We start from the raw sequence: 18,504 nt of genomic DNA on the forward strand, positions 1-18,504 counted from the left end.
GGACCCCGGACGCCCGGCCCGCGCGCCGGATCCCCGGTTCTTCAAGTTCGCCGACGGTCACCCTCGGGTATGGTCGACCTCTCCGCGCGCGCAGCGCGCCTCGACGCGTACCTCGACGACCGGGACCTCGACGTCGTCTGGTTCGCGCGACCGAACGGCTTCGCGTGGCTCACCGGCGGCTCGAACGTCGTCGACGGCGACGCCGACGTCGGCGTGGCCGCGGCGGGCTACGACGGCTCGTTCCGCGTCGTGACCGACAACATCGAGGCGGACCGGCTCCGGGACGAGGAACTCCCGGACGCGTTCGCGGTCGAGGAGCGCCCCTGGCACGAGGGGTCGCTGGCCGAGGCGGTCGCCGCGCGTTCGCCCGAGGCCGCGGCCGCGGACTTCGACGTGCCGGGGTTCGATGCCGTCGACGCCGGCCGGCTCCGACAGCCCCTCACCGAGGGGGACGCGGAGCGGTACCGCGAGCTGGGTCGGGAGGCCGCGGCGGCGCTGGAGACAGTCTGTCGCCAGCTGGAGCCGACCGACCCCGAGTACGAGGTCGCGGCCGGCCTCGAGATCGCGCTCGCCTCGCGCGGCGTGAACACCCCGGTCGTGCTCGTGGGCGGGAGCGAGCGCGCGCGGTCGTACCGCCACTACACGCCCACCGACGCCGAGCTCGGCGACTACGCGCTCGTGTCGGTCACCGCCGAGCGCGACGGGCTCTACGCGTCGCTCACCCGCTGTGTGGTCTTCGACGCCCCCGACTGGCTCAAGGGGCGCCACTACGCCGCGAGCCGGGTCGAGGTCACCGCGCTGGCCGCGACGCAGGCGGCCGCGCGCGGCGACCTCACGGACGGCCCCGAACCGGATACCGCCGGCGACGTGTTCGCGGTCGTCCAGGACGCCTACGAGGCGGTCGGCTTCGAGGGCGAGTGGCGCCACCACCACCAGGGCGGCGCGGCGGGCTTCGCGGGCCGGGAGTGGATCGCGACCCCGGACGCCGACGACCCCGTGACGGCGCCGATGGGCTACGCCTGGAACCCGACCGTCCAGGGCGCGAAAAGCGAGGATACCCACCTCGTCACCGACGACCGCGTCGAGAACCTCACTAAGACCGGTCGGTGGCCGACGATCGCGGTCGACGCGGTCGACCTCGACGGCGTCCCCGACCTGACGCTGGAGCGGCACGCGCCCGTCGTGCTGTCCGGCGACGACGAGGTCGACGACGCGGACGAGGCGTCCGGGGACGATACGGGACCCGCGTCCGGAGACGGCACGGAACCGGCGTCCGGGACCGGAGAGTAGTTCGACGCGCGTCGAACGAGAGGCTCGACGCCATCGGATACCTTTTTGGTTCGGTCGGGGGAAGCGACGGTATGGGACTGGACGACGACGCGCGGGAGTACCACCGCGAGGACCCCCCCGGAAAGATCGAGATCGCGACGACGAAGCCGACGAACACCCAGCGCGACCTGAGCCTGGCCTACTCGCCGGGCGTGGCCGCGCCGTGTCTGGACATCGACGAGGACCCCGAGAAGGCGTTCGAGTACACCGCGAAGGGGAACCTCGTCGGCGTGGTCTCCAACGGCTCCGCGGTGCTGGGGCTCGGCGACATCGGCGCGCAGGCGAGCAAGCCGGTGATGGAGGGGAAGGGCGTCCTGTTCAAGCGGTTCGCCGACATCGACGTGTTCGACGTCGAGCTGGACATCGCCGAGGTCGACCCCTTCGTGGAGGCGGTCGCCGCGATGGAGCCGACGTTCGGCGGGATCAACCTGGAGGACATCAAGGCCCCCGAGTGCTTCGAGATCGAGCGCCAGCTCCGCGAGCGGATGGACATCCCCGTCTTCCACGACGACCAGCACGGCACCGCGATCATCTCCGGCGCGGCGCTGCTGAACGCCGCCGACATCATCGATAAGGACCTCTCGGACCTCGAGATCGTCTTCTCGGGCGCGGGGGCGTCCGCGATCGCGACCGCGAAGTTCTACGTCTCGCTCGGCGCCGAGAAGGAGAACATCACCATGTGCGACTCCTCGGGGATCATCACGCAGGAGCGCGCGGACGCGGGCGACGTGAACGAGTACAAGCGGGAGTTCGCGCGCGACGTGTCGGGCGGCGACCTCGCGGCCGCGATGGAGGACGCGGACGTGTTCGTCGGCCTCTCGGTCGGCGGCATCGTCTCGCAGGAGATGGTGCAGTCGATGGCCGACGACCCCATCCTCTTCGCGATGGCGAACCCGGACCCGGAGATCACCTACGAGGACGCGAAGGCGGCCCGCGACGACACCGTCATCATGGCGACGGGGCGCTCCGACTACCCGAACATGGTGAACAACGTGCTCGGGTTCCCGTTCCTGTTCCGCGGCGCGCTCGACGTGCGCGCGACGGAGATCAACGAGGAGATGAAACGCGCCGCCGCGGAGGCGCTCGCGGACCTCGCGCGACAGGACGTGCCGGACGCGGTCGTGAAGGCGTACGGCGACGACCCCCTCCAGTTCGGCCCCGACTACGTCATCCCGAAGCCGCTCGACCCCCGCGTCCTCTTCGAGGTCGCGCCCGCGGTCGCGCAGGCGGCGATGGACTCCGGCGCGGCCCGGACCGCGGTCGACCCCGAGGAGTACCGCGAGCGCCTCGAGGCGCGGCTCGGCAAGTCCCGCGAGATGATGCGCGTCGTGCTCAACAAGGCGAAAAGCGAGCCGAAGCGCATCGCGCTCGCGGAGGGGACCGACGAGAAGATGATCCGCGCGGCCTACCAGCTCTCCGAGCAGGGCATCGCGGAGCCGGTGCTGCTCGGCGACGGCGACAGCATCCGCCGGACCGCGGACGAGCTCGGGCTCTCGTTCGAGCCGGAGATCGTCGACCCCGACGCCCACGAACTGGAGCCGTACGCCGACCGCCTCTACGAGCTCCGGAAGCGCAACGGGATCACCCGCCGCGAGGCCGGCGAGCTGGTCCGCCGCGACACCAACTACCTCGGCAGCGTGATGGTGGAGATGGACGACACCGACGCGATGTTGACCGGGCTCACCCACCACTACCCCTCGGCGCTCCGGCCGCCGCTGCAGGTCGTCGGCTCCGCCGAGGACGCCGATCACGTCGCCGGCGTCTACATGCTGACGTTCAAGAACCGGGTGATCTTCTGTGCCGACACGACGGTCAACCAGGCGCCCGACGACGAGGTGCTCGCGGAGGTCACCAAACACACCGCTGACCTGGCCCGGCGGTTCAACGTCGAGCCGCGGGCGGCCCTCCTCTCCTACTCCAACTTCGGCAGCGTCGACAACGAGGGCACGCGCAAGCCCCGCGAGGCGGTCGCCCGGCTCCACGACGACCCCGAGGTGGACTTCCCGGTCGACGGGGAGATGCAGGCCGACACCGCGGTCGTCGAGGACATCCTCGAGGGGACCTACGGGTTCTCGGACCTCGAGGAGCCCGCGAACGTCCTGATCTTCCCGAACCTCGAGGCGGGCAACATCGGCTACAAGCTCCTCCAGCGCCTCGGCGGCGCGGAGGCCATCGGCCCGATGCTGGTCGGCATGGACAAGCCGGTCCACGTCCTCCAGCGCGGCGACGAGGTGAAGGACATCGTCAACCTCGCGGGCGTCGCGGTCGTCGACGCGCAGGACTGACGACCCCGCACCGCCCCACGCCGCGGTCCCGGATCGGCCGCCGATCCGACCGGTAGGGGCCGGCTGCGCGCGGTAACGGCCGCGTACCGTAATTATCTGTTCTGAGAATTTAGACAACGCCTTGATACGTCCCGGATACGGACGGAGGACCAGAAACGGGCGTCACGCCGGCGAGCCGGTGTGGGCGCGCGTTCGTCCAACCATGAACATCAAACAGCTATTCACGGACGACAGGGCAGTCTCGCCGGTCATCGGCGTCATCCTGATGGTCGCCATCACGGTGATCCTCGCGGCCGTCATCGGTACTTTCGTGCTGGGACTGGGTGACAGCGTGCAGCAGAGCAGTCCGAGCGCGAGCTTCGGCTTCGACTTCAACAGCGACACGAACGTGACGATCAGCCACGAGGGTGGGGACTCGATCCCCGGTGAACAGCTCGCGACGACTGCAGACGGGAGTTCCCTGGCCGGCAATGACTGGAACACAACGGGAACCGTAAATGCGGGAACTTCAGTCGAGTTGAATAATTCTGCTAACTGGTCCGGTGAAACGGTCCGCGTGATCTGGACCTCCAACGACGGCAGTTCGAGCCAGACCATCGCCAGCCGCGACGCGCCGACGGTCTGATCCCGAAGATTCCCTTCAGTTTTTGAATTCAGTGCTCCTGTGAGCCACGGGCTCACGGCTCGAAGCAGGGTTATCCGTCCCCGTCGCGTTTCTCTACTGAAGACATGAACATCAAGCAACTATTCTCGGAGGAGCGGGCGGTGTCGCCGGTCATCGGCGTCATCCTGATGGTCGCCATCACGGTGATCCTCGCGGCCGTCATCGGGACGTTCGTGCTGGGGCTGGGCGACTCGCTCCAGCAGAGTTCGCCGAGCGCGAGCTTCGGCTTCGACTACGTCGACAACGGCACCGACTACGACGCCACCGTCACCCACGAGGGCGGGGACAGCGTCCCGATCGACCAGCTGTCGGTCACCTTCACGAACGCGAGCGGCGCCTCGGTCACCGAGGACTGGCAGGGGAGCGGCCCCGTCACCGCCGGCGACGGCAGCACCCACACGAACGTCGGGTCCGGCTCCGACGTGCGGGTGATCTGGACCGCCAACGACGGCAGCTCCAGCCAGACGATCGGTCGCTCGACCGCGCCCAACTGATCGGCGCGCGAACCGCCGCGGTCCCGGCATCGGACCGGCTCCGCGGCGGAGCGACGTCGCTCCGGCGGTCGGGAGGTCCCCCGCGATCCCGGCCGTCTCACGATCGATCGACCGCCGATAGCCGGAAAGAAAGGTCCTGAGAGCGACGCCTATTTATCCGGGTCATCCCATGGTTGCTCCATGCCGACGAATAGCAACGACGAGATCGGACGCAGAGGCTACCTGAAGTTCGCGGGGGCGGCCGCGGCGAGCGTCGGGCTGGCCGGCTGTGCCGGCGACGGCGCGGACATCGACACGCCCACGGAGACGGAGATGGGCGGGGGCGACGAGGACACCGAGACGGAGACGGAGGACACCTCCGACGAGCCGTTCGAGGCCACCGTCACCCAGGGCCAGATGGCGACGACGCTGGACCCGCACAACCACCGCGAGACGTCGACCGACAACGTGCTCCTGCAGGCGTACGACCGCGTGCTCTTCCGCGACGCGGAGGGCCGCATCGTCGAGCGCCTCGCCACCGACTGGGAGCGCGTCGAGGACGGCCACGTGCGCTACACGCTCCGCGAGGGCGTCACCTTCCACAACGGCGACGAGCTCACCCCCGAGGACGTCGCCTACTCCATCCGGCGCGTCGTCGACCCCGAGACCGGGCTGGAGAGCCCCCAGCGCGACCAGCTGGCGGGCATCGTGGACGCGGAGGCCGACGAGGAGGAACACGCCGTTCACGTCTACTCCGACGGCCTCAACCCGATGGTGTTCTCGCTGCAGGCGTCCTACTGCCTGATCCTCCAGCAGTCGTGGGCCGAGGAGCGCTCGCAGGGCGAGATCGCCCAGAACATCAACGGCACCGGTCCGTACCGGCTCGTCAACTACGAGGAGGACGTCTCCGTCGAGTACGAGCGGTACGAGGACTGGTGGGGCGAGGCGCCCGACGTGGACGCGGTCACCTTCCAGGCCGCCGAGGAGTCGAGCGCGCGCGTCTCCGAACTGCAGGCCGGCGAGACGGACCTCATCGTGAACGTGCCGCCGCAGGACGCGCCGACCATCCAGGACGGCGACGCCGGCAGCATCGAGGCGGTCCCGAGCACGCGCGTGCTCTTCCTGGTCCACAACCAGGCGAAGGCCCCGTTCGACAGCGCGGCGTTCCGGCAGGCGATGAACTACGCCATCGACCTGGAGTCGATCATCGAGAACGTGCTCGACGGCTTCGGCGACCCGACCGGTCAGCCCACCCTGTCGGGCTACGTCGGCCACGCGGACGACGTGGACCCGTACCCGACCGACGCCGCGGAGGCCGAGGCGCTGATCGAGGAGTCCGGCTACGCGGGCGAGGAGATCACCCTCCACACGCCCGTCGGGCGCTACCTCGGCGACGTGAACGTCGCGCAGGCGGCCGCGGGCTACATCGACGACCTCTCGAACGTCTCCTGCTCGGTCGAGCAGCGCGACTTCGGCTCGCTCGCCAGCGAGATCCTGGACGGGTCACGCGACACCTCGCCCGCCTTCTTCCTCATCGGCTGGGGGAACACCACCTTCGACGCCAGCCAGACGATCCTCCCGTGGCTCACGAGCGGCGGGTCGATCAGCCACTGGGACCAGTCGAACGTCGACGGGTGGATGGAGGACGCGGGCAACGAGTCCGACGAGGAGGCGCGCGCGGAGCTGATGGCCGACTCGAACCGGACGGTCAGCGAGGAGGCCGCGTGGACGTTCCTGCACCGTCAGTACAGCGTCTACGGCATCAGCAACCGCATCGAGTGGAACGCCCGCGAGGACGAACAGATCTCGGTCGAGGAGTTCACACGGGCCTGACCCGACGGTCATCTACTCGATGTCTCTCGCAAAGTTCCTCGTTCGACGCAGCCTCCAGGGGCTGTTCGTCATCTGGGGGGTCGTCACCGCCGTCTTCATGCTGCGGTTCGTCACCCCCGGCAGCCCGGTCGACTTCGTCGCGCCGCTCGACGCCTCGCCCGAACTCCGTGCACGCATCGCGGCCGAACTGGGCCTCGACCAGCCGATGTACGTCCAGTACCTCGATTACCTCTGGGGCCTGCTGCAGCTCGATATGGGGTACTCGTACATCTCGAGTACGCCCGCCGCGGCGCGGGTGTTCGCGCGCCTGCCGGCGACCGTCGAGCTGGCGGTGGCGGCGACGGTCGTCGCCGTCGTCTTCTCGATCCCGCTGGGCGTCATCTCGGCGACCAACCGGCACGAGCCGGCCGACTACGCCGCGACCGGCTTCTCGCTGGTCGGCATCTCGACCCCGAACTTCTGGCTCGGGATCATGCTGGTGCTGCTCGTGTCGGTCCAGCTCGGCTGGTTCCCGACCGGCCGGCGCGCCATCGGGCTCTGGCCGGCGGTCCAGCTGATCTGGCAGGAGGGGACTCTCGCCGGCATCCTCGTCTGGCTCAGGTACATCACCCTTCCGGCGATCACGCTCGGAACGTACTTCACGGCGCTCATCACGCGGCTCACGCGGTCGGGGATGCTCGACGAGCTCGGCAAGGAGTACGTCCGCGCGGCCCGCGCGAAGGGGCTCCCGGAGACGCTCGTGCGCTACAAGCACGCGCTCCGCAACACGCTGATCCCGATCATCACGATCCTCGGCCTCCAGCTCGGGACCCTCATCGGCGGCGCGGTGATCACCGAGGCGGTGTTCACCTGGCCCGGTCTCGGCACGCTCGTCATCGACGCGATCAACTCCCGCGACTGGCCGATAATCCAGGGGTCGCTGATCGTCATCGGCGCCGGCTTCGTGATCGTCAACACGATCGTCGACGGACTGTACGCGTACGTCAACCCGCAGGTGGTCTACGAATGATCTCTCGTCTCGCCGCACACACGAACGCGCGCTGTGGCGCCCCCGCGCGCCACGTGGTGGTACCGTGATCTCCGACCGACTCAAGCGGAACCTGAAAAAGGAGTTCCGCAACAGCCTGCTCGCGAAGGTCGGCGTGTTTCTGATGCTGCTCGTCGTCCTCTCGGCGACGTTCGCGCCGCTTCTGGCGCCGCACAACCCGACCCAGACGAACCCAGAGCAGGCACAGCTCCCGCCGCTCGGCTTCGAGTCCGAACGGGAGACCAGCGAGTTCGTCGACGGCGAAGTCCAGACCGTGAGCCGCTCGGTCGAGGGGTCGCTGGAGCACCCGATGGGGACCGACGCGGTCGGCCGCGACATGGCCTCGCGGATCCTCTACGGCGCCCGCACGTCGCTGCTGGTCGGGCTGATCGGCTCGGCGGTCGCCGCCATCACCGGCGTCACGGTGGGGCTCACCGCGGGCTACTACGGCGGCCGGATCGACGACGGGCTGATGCGCTTCGCGGACGTGATGCTGGCGTTCCCGTCGCTCGTGCTCGCGGTCGCGCTCGTCGGACTGTTGGGGCCGCTGACGCTCCCGATACCCGACCCGTTCGTGACCGCCGGGCTCGCGGACGGGATGCCGGAGACGTTCGTCTTCCCCGTGACCGTGACGCTCGTCGTCGCGCTGGTGAACTGGGTGTGGTTCGCCCGGATCGCTCGCGGGGAGGCGCTCTCGCTTCGACAGGAGGAGTACGTGAAAGCCGCCCGCAGCATGGGCGCCAGCGACGGGCGGATCATCCTCAGACACGTCCTGCCCAACAGCTTCACGCCGATCCTCGTGTTGGCGACCATTCAGGTCGCCGCGATCATCCTGCTGGAGTCGGCGCTGTCGTTCCTCGGCTTCTCGGGGACGAACCTCTCGTGGGGCTTCGACATCGCGCAGGGCCGCAACTACCTCGCGACCTCGTGGTGGATCGCCTCCATCCCCGGGCTGGCCATCGTCGCCGCCGTCATCGGGATCAACCTGATCGGCGACTGGCTCCGTGACGCGTTAGACCCCGGCATCGAGGGCGAGTCGGGGGGGATGTAGATGGCCGACGACGACATCCCCGACACGGTGGCGACCTCCGAGGAGGACCTCCTCCGCGTGGAGAACCTCGAGACGCGCTTCTTCACCGAGGAGGGACAGGTCAACGCCGTCGACGGCGTCTCCTTCGCGGTGCGTGAAAGCGACGTGTTCGGCATCGTCGGCGAGTCCGGCTCCGGCAAGTCGGTCACCGCGCTGTCGCTTCTGGACCTCGTGGAGTCGCCCGGCCGTATCACCGGCGGCCACATCTGGTACCGGAACGCGGACCTGGCCGAGGAGCATCGCGAGCGCACGCCCGAGGCGGTCGACGGCGAGTTCGTGGACGTGCTCCAGCTCTCCGAGGGGGAGCGTCGCGCGCTGCGCGGCCCCTCCTTCTCGATGATCTTCCAGGACGCCATGTCGGCGTTCAACCCCTCGCTCACGGTGGGCGAGCAGATCGCCGAAGCGGTCGAGGTGCAGCGCCGCGCCGAGGCGAACCCCCGGTCCGTGCGCTCGAAGACGCAGGGGTACGGGCTCGGGAGCTACCTCTCGGGGCTCGTGCTCCCCCAGCGCGACTTCGTCAACCGACAGAGCAAGCTGGAGGCGATCGAACTGCTGGAGAAGGTCGGCATCCCCGACCCCGCCGAGCGCGCCGACGAGTACCCGAGCCAGTTCTCGGGCGGCATGCTCCAGCGCGCGATGATCGCGATGGCGCTCGCCGGCGAGCCGGACGTGCTGGTCGCCGACGAGCCGACGACCGCGCTCGACGTGACCATCCAGGCGCAGATCCTCAACCTGCTGAAGGACCTGCAGGCCGAGACGGACATGAGCATCGTCCTGATCACGCACAACCTCGGCGTCGTCGCGCGGATGTGCGACCGCGTCGGCGTGATGTACGCCGGCGAGATCGTCGAGCGCGGCACGCTCGAGGACGTGTTCGACGACCCGGTCCACCCGTACACCCAGGGGCTGCTCGGCTCGGTCCCCGACCTCGACAGACCGGGCGATCGACTCCACCCCATCAAGGGGAACGTCCCCGACCTGATCGACTCGCACATGGACGACCGGTGCTACTTCGCGGACCGGTGTCCGAAGGCGATGGAGCGCTGTCTGGACCCGCCGGGCGAGCGACAGGTGGGCGGTGAGCACGCCGCCCGCTGCGTCCTCGTCGACGGCGAGTACGACGAGAGCGAGGCGCTCGCGGACGGCTACTTCGAGGGACCGGCCGCCGGCGACTCGGCGGCGGGCGAGGGATCGACCGCGGACGCCGCGGCCGAGGAGGCGACGAGCGATGACTGACCACGACGAGCCACACGACGACGCCGCCCGCCGCACCGACGAGCCGCTCGTCTCAGTGCGGGGGCTGGAGAAGTACTACTACGAGCAGGACACGCTGATCGACCGCCTGCTCCGCAACGACCCGGTGTCGATCAAGGCAGTCGACGGCGTCGACTTCGACGTCTATCCCGGCGAGACGCTGGGCGTGGTCGGCGAGTCCGGCTGCGGGAAGTCGACGACCGCGGAGACGCTGATGCGCCTGCGCGAGCCGACCGGCGGCTCCGTCACCTTCGACGGCGAGGAGGTGTTCGAGATGGACGGCGACCGGCTCTCCGAGTTCCGGAAGCGCGCGCAGGTGATGTTCCAGGACCCCTTCTCCAGCCTGGACCCGCGGATGACCGCCGGGCAGATAATCCGCGAGCCGCTGGAGATCCACGGCGTCGGCACCCGCGAGGAGCGCCGCGAGCGCGCCGCCGACCTCCTGGAGCGCGTCGGCCTCTCGGCGGACCAGACCGACCGCTACCCCCACGAGTTCTCCGGCGGCCAGCGCCAGCGGATCGGGTTCGCCCGCGCGCTCGCGCTCGAACCGGAGTTCATCGTGCTCGACGAGCCGGTCTCCGCGCTCGACGTGAGCGTGCAGGCGCAGGTGCTCAACCTGCTGTCGGACATGCAGGCGGAGTTCGACCTCACCTACCTGTTCATCGCGCACGACCTCTCCGTCGTCCGCCACATCTGCGACCGCGTCGCGGTGATGTACCTCGGCGAGGTCGTCGAGATCGGGCCGGTCGACGAGATCTTCGAGGACCCGGACCACCCCTACACCGAGGCGCTGCTGGAGAGCGTGCCGCGCGCGGACACCGACGAGCGCGACCGCGAGGTGCAGGCGCTGCGCGGCGACGTGCCCTCGCCGCGGAACCCGCCCTCGGGCTGCTCGTTCCGGACGCGCTGTCCGAAGGTGATCCCGCCCGAGGAGGTCGACCTCCCGCAGCGGACGTACACCGACGTGACGACGCTCCGGAACCGGATCGAGCGCGAGGGGCTCGACTTGGAGTTCGTCTGGGAGTTCGCGGGCGACCCCGACCGCGAGGACGTGTCCGCGTTCAAGGAGACGATGCGCGAGGAGCTGTTCGAGTCGTTCGAGGAGGACGTCACGGGCGAGGACGCGGCCGTCCTCGACGAGGCGTTCGAGGCGCTGGCCGCGGACGAAGAGGAGACGGCCGCCGAGATCCTGCGCGAGCGCTACGCCTCGGTCTGCGAGGCGGTGAACCCCGAACTGCCCGACAGCGCTCACCCCGCGGCCTGTCACCTGCGCGACCAGCCCGCCGACGTGCGCGAGGCGGTCGCGGCGTGGGAGGCGGAGGGAGACGACGCGCCCGCCGGCGCGGTCGGCGACGGCGCGCCCGCCGAGGACGCCGGCTCGTCGGCGGACTGATCGCCGGAACCGGTCCGATCGTTTTTCGAGGAGCGTTTTTCGCCGTGAACGGCGACGTCGCGGGGTGTGCCGTCAGGACTCGCGCCACTTGTGGCCGCACTCGACGCAGGTGAACAGCCGCACCTCGTAGGAGCCGCCCGGCTTCGGCAGCATCTCGTAGCGGGCCCGGTCGCCGTCGCAGTCGTCCGCCGGACAGGGCTCCCGCATCGTCTCGGTCGAGTCGTGGCCCGCGTCGGCCACGTCCGGTGCCCCGTCGTCCCGCTGCCCGTCCTGCGTCGTCATCGCCGCCTCCGCTTGCGAGTTCCGCGGCTCCTGGTTCTCACAGGAGCGACACACCCACGCGTCGCCCTCCGTGTGCATCAGCGAACCACAGTCGTCACAGAATCGCATCTGAACGACGGATACGCGCGTGTCGGATAAATGTGTTAACGAAGCCGCGGGAACGGGAGGGAGTCCCACTGATCCGCGTCGCCCCGCACTGCACCGCCACACCGCCTTGTACCGCCCCGCACCGTGACGGACCGTCTACCCGGTGTTCTTCATCCCGGCCGCGATGCCGTTGACGGTCAGCCGGAGGGTTCGCTCCTCCGCGTCGGTGCGGTGGGTCTGTTCGAGCAGGTGCGCCTGCAGCACGTTCAGGGGGTCGACGTAGGGGTTCCGGCGGTCGAGGCTCTCGCCGAGCCACTCGCGGCGGACGAGTTCCTCGCGCCCGGAGATCTCGCGGACGAGTTCGACGCCACGCTCGTACTCCCCCTTCAGTTCCGGGAAGAAGCGCTCGCGGAGGTCCTCGTCCGCGAGGGCGGCGTACTCGCTGGCGATCTCCATGTCGGTGCGCGCCATCGCCATCGCGGCGTTGTCGAGCGTCGTGCGGAAGAACGGCCACTCGTCGTACATCTCGCGGAGGGTGTCCAGGTCGCCGCCGTCGTCGAGGTAGGCGTCGATGCCGGTCGCGAGCGCGTACCAGCCCGGCAGGATACACCGGGTCTGGGTCCACGAGAACACCCACGGGATCGCGCGGAGGTCCTCGACGCTGCGGTCCTCCGAGCGGGAGGCCGGCCGCGAGCCGAGGTTGAGGTCCTCGATGACGGTGATCGGCGTCGCCTGCTCGAAGTAGGAGACGAAGCCGTCCGACTCCAGCAGGTCCCGGTAGGTCTGGCGGGCGGTCGGCGCCATCGTCTCCATCGCGTCGATCCACGCGTCGGGGATCGCCTCCTCGGGTTCCTCGGTCGCCTCGTGGCGGGCGCGGATCTGCGCGTCGAGCATCTGCTCCAGTTCGCGCTCGGCGATGCGGGGGTTGGCGTACTTCTCGGCGATGGCCTCGCCCTGCTCGGTGAACTTCACCTGCCCGGTGACCGTCTCGTTGGGCAGCGCCAGCAGCGCCTCGTTCATCGGCCCGCCGCCCCGGGAGATAGAGCCGCCGCGGCCGTGGAACAGGCGGAGGGTCACGTCCTCGGCCTCGCAGAAGCGCGCGAGGCGACGCTGGTTCTTGAACAGGTCCCAGTTGGCCGCGAGGAAGCCGTTCTCCTTGTTGGAGTCGGAGTAGCCGAGCATCACCTCCTGGACGCCGCCGCGGGTTTCCAGCGCCTCCGCGTACGCCTCGTTCTCGAACAGCGTCCCCATGATGCGCTCGGCGCCGTTGAGCGCGGACTCCGTCTCAAGCAGGGGCACCACGTCGAGCCCGCAGTGGTCCGGCAGGGAGACGACGCCGGCCTGGTCGGCGAGGAACAGCACCTCCAACACGTGGCTCGGCTCCTCGGTCATCGAGATGCAGTAAGTGTCGATGGCCTCGACGCCGAACTCCGACTGCCACTCGCCGAGCGCGGTGAACCGCTCCAGCACGCGGGCGGCCGTGTCGGACACCGCGCCCGGCTCCGCGGGGTCGACGACCGACTCGTCCTGGAGGATCGCCTCCGTGAGGAACTCGGCGCGTTCGTCCTCGTCCATCTCGCCGTAGTCGATGCCTTCCTCCGCGGCGGCCTCCGCGACCGCCTCGGTGTGGTTCTCGCGGTGGTCGCGCAGGTCCAGCGAGGCCAGCGAGAAACCGAACGTGTCGATCCGGCGGCGGAGCGGGTCCAGATACGTCTCCACGAGTTCCGCGTTGCGGTCCGCCGAGAGGCTGTCCGCGACGGCGTTCACGTCGTCCAGAAGCTCGTCGGGGCCCTCGTAGCCGCCGGGGCGCACGTCGCCGACGCGGTCGAGGCGCTCGCGCATCAGCCGGAGCTTCTGTCGGTACGGCTCGTCGGGATAGCGCTCGACGGCCTCCTCGGTGATCCGCGGGAAGCGGTCGCGGTCCGCGGTCAGCGACCGCTCGAAGGCGGCGGTCGTCCCGTAGCGGTCGCCGTCCTGGCTGAACACCGCCGAGAGCCGCTTCAGCTCCTCGCGGTAGCGCTCGATGACGACCGCGCGCTGCCGCTCCAGCGTCTCGGTCGTCACGTCCGGCGTGACGAAGGGGTTGCCGTCGCGGTCCGACCCGGCCCACGACCGGAACTCGAACAGCTTCGGCACGTCGAGGTCGGTCTCGTAGCCGGCGCTCCCGTCCCCGCCGGTCCCGCCGTCGGTCGCCCCGCCATTCGCGTCGGCGGAGGCGACCGCGTCGGGGAGGCCGTCGCCGTCCCCCGCGGTCAGCGCCTCGGCCACGTCGTCGTAGATGGTGCCGACCACGTCGTAGAGCGTGTTCTCGAGGTACCACTGGACGTTGCGCGCCTCGTCCTCCGGCTCCGGGCGGCGTCCGCGGACCTGCCTGGTCCCCCAGAGGCTCGTCACCTCGGCGTCGATGCGGCGCCACAGGTCGGCCCGCTCGCCGTCGGTGAGGTTTCGCTCGTCGAGCTCCTCCAGATGGCCCGCGATCGACCGGAGCTTCGCTTTCACGGTGCCGCGACGGGCCTCCGTCGGGTGGGCGGTGAACGTCGGCTCGATGAGCACGTCGTCGAGCAGGTCGCGCAACTCCGCGGCGTCGACCCCGTCCTCGGCGAGGTCGGCGGCCGTCCGCGAGAGCGCGTCCGGTAGCGCGTCCTCCTGTCGGCCGTTGCGCACGGCGCGGACGCGCTCGCGCTCCTCCGCAAGGTTGATCAGCTCGAAGTACGTCGTGAACGCGCGGGCGACGATGCTCTCTTCCTCCGGCGAGAGCTCGTCCAGTTCCGCCCGAAGGGCCTCGCGGGAGTCGAGGTCCCCCTCTCGGTACGCGATCGCCGCGGTCCGGAGGTCCTCGACGGTCTCGAAGGCCTCGGTCGAGGTCTGTTCCGACAGCACGTCGCCGAGCAGGGCGCCCAGCTCCCGAACGTCCTGCCGCACGCTCCTGTTGTGCAACTCCATGGCAAGGAGTATCACGCCCGCCCGGTTAAAAACACGTATGAGGCGAAGAATTGCCTCGCCTATGAGTTAATCATGAAGGACCGACCGTCACGCAGGCGTGCGTTTCTCGATCCGGTACGCCGCGCCGTCGAACGCGACCGTCACCGCCTCCCGGTCGTAGCCGACCGCGTTCGTCGCGACGCTGCGGCTCGTCCGGAGGCGGATCCGGTCGAGGGCCTCTCGTAGCTCCGACCGGAACGCGAGCGTGTTGCGGAAGCCGGCGTACCACGGCTGCATCACCTGCTCGGGGATGAGCCGGCGGTCGAACCCCGCCTCGGTCGCGTCCGCCGCGACGCGCTCGGCGACCAGGTCCCGGGGGCGCTCCGCGTCCGCGCGGGTCTGGTCCGTAACGACCAGCTCCCCCCCGGGGCGCTCCGTCTCGGCGTCGGTCGTCGGGGTGACGACCGTCTCGTCGCCGACGAGTTCGAACAGCGCGGCCGGGTCGCGGTCGTCGACCGAGATCCCGACGCGCGCCGCGTAGGTGCCGCCCCCGAGGTGACTGACGCCGTCGGTGCCGCCGAACACCAGCGCTTCCCGTCGCTCCGTCTCCCCGGTGTCGAGCCCGTCGCCGCCGTAGAACGTTCGGTCCCACGTCTCGGTGTCGCCGGGCTGCACGAAGCCCATCGGCTGGTTGATCCCCCGCGGGGCGATGTGGAACCACTCGCCGTCGACCAACTTGTGGAGGCTCCAGTCGTAGGGGTTCCCGCCCGCGATCTCCTCGCCGTGGTTGACGTACGTGAACCGGATCCGGCCGGGCGTCTCGACGCGCTCGGCGCTCGGGTACAGGTACGTCGGCGTCGACGCGTCCGCCTCGTGGAACCAGCGCTCGCTCGTCCCGTCGCTCGCCCAGGTGCCCGCGAGGTCCGGCACCGTCCGGTCGGCGAACCGGGAGTCGGCGCTCGGCCCGGGCGCGCCGCGCTCCCACAGGGTGATCGCGAAGCCGCCCTCCGGGGCGGACTGCCGGTAGCGCGCGGGCTGGAGGCTCCCCTCCCCCTCCCGGTGGCCGACGACGACGTACTCGCCGTACAGCGTGTCCCCCGGTTCGAGTCGGAGCACCTCCGGCAGGTCCGGGTGCGTGACCCCCGCAGCGGGCCGCCAGACGCCGGCGTCGGTGCGCTCGACGCTCGGGTCCGTCTCGATCAGGTCGCTCTCGGCGGTCGGGAGCAGCTGAAGGTCGCCGCGATAGCTCGTGTCCCGTAGCTCCACGTCGGCGTACTCCGCCGCGTCGGCCCGCAGCGGCGCGTGGAACGGCGGAATGTCGAGAAATCGGACGTGTTCCACGAACGGCGACTCGTTGGTCGCCGTGGCGGCGATCCGGGCCGGGCCCTCCGCGCTCGCCGACGAGAGGACGCGGAGCCGCACCGCGACGCCCTCGTCGGTCCGGTAGCGGACCCCGGTCAGCGCCCCGGCGCGGTCGGCTCCGGGCATGGTCAGTCGCTCGAACTGCGCGAACCCGTCCCCATCGGGGAGGTCGAGGTGGTCGTGCTGCTCGCCGGCCGGCGGGGGCGTCGCGACGCTCGGCGCCCCGTCGGTCGGGGGGCGGTCCGTCACTGCGTCGGTCGCGGGGTCGGTCGTGCGGGTAGCGGGGTCGTTCTCGGCCGGGTCGTCGGCCGCGTTACAGCCGGCCAGGCCGGCGGTGCCGGCCGCGAGGAGGGCGAGGAGTCGGCGACGCTGCATGGACGGACGGTCGGCCGCCCACGATAAATGCCTTCAGGAGGCACAAACGGCCGTTTGCGTCTTCCCGCGCTCTCGGATCCCTCGACGGGGCGGACTTGCCGGCGTCGTCGACGATCGACGGCCGTTCCCGCCGGACCGTTCCCACGTCGCCGGAGGCTTCGTCATGCTTTTTACCGGCCCGACCAAGGTTCCTCCATGAGCGAGGACGACAAGTATCCGGCCGAGTCCGGCCGGCGGCGGTTCGTGAAAGGCGTCGTCGGCGGCGGCGCGCTCGCGGGGGTCGGCGCCACCGGGTCGGCGACCATCAACTCCCTGACGACCTCCTCCGGGACCGGCGGGGGACAGACGACCGCGATGGCCATCGAGCGCGTCGGCGGTCCCGCTCCGCGCGGGATGCCCCAGATCCCCGTCGAGATAACCGACGACGGGTACATCCGCGGCAAGTGGCCCGAGACCGCCACGGAGACCCAGGAGGGCCAGGAGATCACCGTCGCGAAAGAGGAGATGCCCGGCGGCGTCACCTACTCCGGCGAGTGGTTCCAGTACTGCGGGATCGAGAGCTACCAGGGGATCCAGCCCGAGTTCGAGTCGGACAACATCTTCAAGTCCGCGGCCGGCGGCTACGACTGGCAGGGCAACGCCTACGAGAACGGCGACCCGATCCACCGCGACGACTTCGAGGACTACACCGAGTGGGGCAACGGCATCGGCGCCGACGGCGTCGGCAAGCCGGCCCTCGCCACCTGGCGCTCCGAGGACACGGACAGTTCGATCACCGCGGTCGTGCTGCGCTCCCCGCGCGTCGAGGAGGCGGCCCAGGACGACGAGTGGCTTCAGGCGTCCACGGAGGACGGCTTCATGGCGTGGGTCAACGTCTGCACCCACTTCTGCTGTATCCCGGGCTACAAGAAAAACGAGGAGTCGGCCCGCTACGACGCCGCGAACGGCGTCTACTGCCAGTGCCACCAGTCGGTGTACGACCCCTTCAGCATCGTCGAGACGCTGTTCGTCGCGCGCCCCCGGACGGACTAGAGCGAACCGCACCGAATCGGGTCGCGTCCCCCGAACCGCCTCGCTTTTCTCGCACCCGACCGCGTACCTGCCGGTTCGCCGGTCGCGACCCGGCGGTTTTTGGTCACCGACCGCGCACGTGTCCCCATGACCGATGACGACGCCGGCGGTTCCGACGACGACTTCGAGGCGGAGATAGCGGCGGCTCGCGACCTGCTCGACGGCGAGGGGATCGACGCGGCCTACGTCGGCGTGGTCCGCGACGGCGAGGTGGACACGACGTTCGCCCAGCGCACCGCGGACCCCGAGCGCGAGGGGCTGCGCGCGCTCGCGCTGGCGGCCGCCCACCTCCGGCTCGTCGCCGACGAGGCGGGCGTCGACGCGTCGACGGTGGCCGCCGACGCCGCCTCGCTGGCCGAGCGCGTCGAGGAGATCCCGGGGTCGACCGAGACGCTCCCGGACGAGTAGGACGGATCGCGGTCGCGCAGGGCGTCACTCCTCGAGCGGCAGCCACGGCGTGACGAGGTCCGCCCCCTCGACGTGCCACCGCTCCTGAGGGCCCGCCGCTGCGCGCCGGAGTTCGATCACGGCGTCGAAGTCGGCGGCGACCGCGCGGGTCCGGTCCGCGTCGAACGGCGCCGACAGGTGGTAGTGACCGACCCCGTTCGCCTCCCGGACGGTCTCGCGGAGCGACGCGACCGTCTCCGCGCCGCCGGGCGACTCGAGCAGCGGGGCCAGCGCGGTGACCCCGAGCCGGAATCGACCTGGCTCGTCGCCGCTCTCCCCGGCGGCGGCGTCGACCGCCGCCGGGACGGACGGCGACGGCGCGGACGGCGCGGTCGGAGCGGCCGCCGACCGCGTGTCCACCGCGGCGTCGATCACCCGACCGCCGTCGGGCAGCCAGCGGTCCGGATCGGTCTCCCCGACCGCGATCAGGACGCGGTCGCGACCGGCGTCCGGAGACCCGAACAGCCGGCGGCTCGCGGCCCGGTGGGTGGCGGCGTCGGTCGCGCCGACGACCAGGAGGTTACAGCCCCGCCGTTTCAGCCGGGCCAAGTGCTGACGGACCCGTGCCCGGTCGCGCCGCGTGGACTCCATACGCGTCTCGTCTCGCCGA

At 70.4% G+C, this 18,504-nt stretch carries 15 protein-coding genes; 11 read left to right on the forward strand and 4 right to left on the reverse strand.

Annotation, left to right across the window (positions count from 1 at the left end; all coding sequences use genetic code 11):
- Positions 1-69: 69 nt before the first annotated feature.
- The 9 genes from ACZ432_RS06465 (at position 70) to ACZ432_RS06505 (ending at position 11,348) form a co-directional block, all read left to right on the forward strand.
- Positions 70-1,290: a M24 family metallopeptidase gene (locus ACZ432_RS06465; RefSeq protein ID WP_426963799.1), complete on the forward strand. Its 1,221-nt coding sequence runs from the start codon at positions 70-72 to the stop codon at positions 1,288-1,290.
- Positions 1,291-1,361: 71 nt separating this feature from the next.
- Entirely contained in the window at positions 1,362-3,614 is a 2,253-nt protein-coding gene (locus tag ACZ432_RS06470; protein ID WP_426963798.1) for an NADP-dependent malic enzyme, read from the forward strand.
- A gap of 202 nt (positions 3,615-3,816) precedes the next feature.
- A complete protein-coding gene (locus tag ACZ432_RS06475; protein WP_426963797.1) occupies positions 3,817-4,239 on the forward strand; it encodes a type IV pilin domain-containing protein in 423 nt (140 codons plus the stop codon).
- A gap of 104 nt (positions 4,240-4,343) precedes the next feature.
- A complete protein-coding gene (locus ACZ432_RS06480; protein WP_426963796.1) occupies positions 4,344-4,772 on the forward strand; it encodes a type IV pilin domain-containing protein in 429 nt (142 codons plus the stop codon).
- Between the two features lie 180 nt (positions 4,773-4,952).
- Positions 4,953-6,584 (forward strand): ABC transporter substrate-binding protein, encoded by a 1,632-nt coding sequence (locus ACZ432_RS06485; RefSeq protein ID WP_426963795.1) that lies wholly within the window; start codon positions 4,953-4,955, stop codon positions 6,582-6,584.
- Positions 6,585-6,603: 19 nt separating this feature from the next.
- Positions 6,604-7,593 (forward strand): ABC transporter permease, encoded by a 990-nt coding sequence (locus ACZ432_RS06490; protein WP_426963794.1) that lies wholly within the window; start codon positions 6,604-6,606, stop codon positions 7,591-7,593.
- 64 nt (positions 7,594-7,657) lie between these two features.
- Positions 7,658-8,662 carry an ABC transporter permease gene (locus ACZ432_RS06495; RefSeq protein ID WP_426963793.1) on the forward strand — a complete coding sequence of 335 codons (1,005 nt, stop codon included), beginning with the start codon at positions 7,658-7,660 and terminating at the stop codon, positions 8,660-8,662.
- Positions 8,663-9,937 carry an ABC transporter ATP-binding protein gene (locus ACZ432_RS06500; protein ID WP_426963792.1) on the forward strand — a complete coding sequence of 425 codons (1,275 nt, stop codon included), beginning with the start codon at positions 8,663-8,665 and terminating at the stop codon, positions 9,935-9,937.
- Positions 9,930-11,348 carry an ABC transporter ATP-binding protein gene (locus tag ACZ432_RS06505; RefSeq protein ID WP_426963791.1) on the forward strand — a complete coding sequence of 473 codons (1,419 nt, stop codon included), beginning with the start codon at positions 9,930-9,932 and terminating at the stop codon, positions 11,346-11,348. Before ACZ432_RS06500 ends, ACZ432_RS06505 begins: the two co-directional genes overlap by 8 nt.
- 72 nt (positions 11,349-11,420) lie before the next feature.
- Here ACZ432_RS06505 and ACZ432_RS06510 read toward each other — a convergent pair whose 3' ends face one another.
- The 3 genes from ACZ432_RS06510 to ACZ432_RS06520 all read right to left on the reverse strand — a co-directional run bounded on the left by ACZ432_RS06510 (position 11,421) and on the right by ACZ432_RS06520 (position 16,376).
- Positions 11,421-11,738 (reverse strand): RPA12/RPB9/RPC11 RNA polymerase family protein, encoded by a 318-nt coding sequence (locus tag ACZ432_RS06510; protein ID WP_426963790.1) that lies wholly within the window; start codon positions 11,736-11,738, stop codon positions 11,421-11,423.
- 135 nt (positions 11,739-11,873) lie between these two features.
- Positions 11,874-14,660, reverse strand: a complete 2,787-nt coding sequence (locus ACZ432_RS06515) for a phosphoenolpyruvate carboxylase (RefSeq protein ID WP_426963789.1) — start codon at positions 14,658-14,660, stop codon at positions 11,874-11,876.
- 87 nt (positions 14,661-14,747) lie between these two features.
- Complete coding sequence (locus tag ACZ432_RS06520; RefSeq protein ID WP_426963788.1) at positions 14,748-16,376, reverse strand: hypothetical protein; 1,629 nt, start codon at positions 16,374-16,376, stop codon at positions 14,748-14,750.
- A gap of 195 nt (positions 16,377-16,571) precedes the next feature.
- On the opposite strand from ACZ432_RS06520, the gene ACZ432_RS06525 reads away from it, so the two are divergent.
- Together ACZ432_RS06525 and ACZ432_RS06530 are read left to right on the forward strand one after the other, a co-directional pair.
- Entirely contained in the window at positions 16,572-17,408 is an 837-nt protein-coding gene (locus tag ACZ432_RS06525) for a ubiquinol-cytochrome c reductase iron-sulfur subunit (RefSeq protein ID WP_426963787.1), read from the forward strand.
- Positions 17,409-17,534: 126 nt separating this feature from the next.
- Positions 17,535-17,855 carry a hypothetical protein gene (locus ACZ432_RS06530; RefSeq protein ID WP_426963786.1) on the forward strand — a complete coding sequence of 107 codons (321 nt, stop codon included), beginning with the start codon at positions 17,535-17,537 and terminating at the stop codon, positions 17,853-17,855.
- 24 nt (positions 17,856-17,879) lie between these two features.
- On the opposite strand, the gene ACZ432_RS06535 is transcribed toward ACZ432_RS06530, so the two are convergent.
- Entirely contained in the window at positions 17,880-18,485 is a 606-nt protein-coding gene (locus tag ACZ432_RS06535; RefSeq protein WP_426963785.1) for a DUF7504 family protein, read from the reverse strand.
- Positions 18,486-18,504 lie beyond the last annotated feature (19 nt).

The sequence above is a fragment of the Haloparvum alkalitolerans genome (assembly GCF_055381565.1).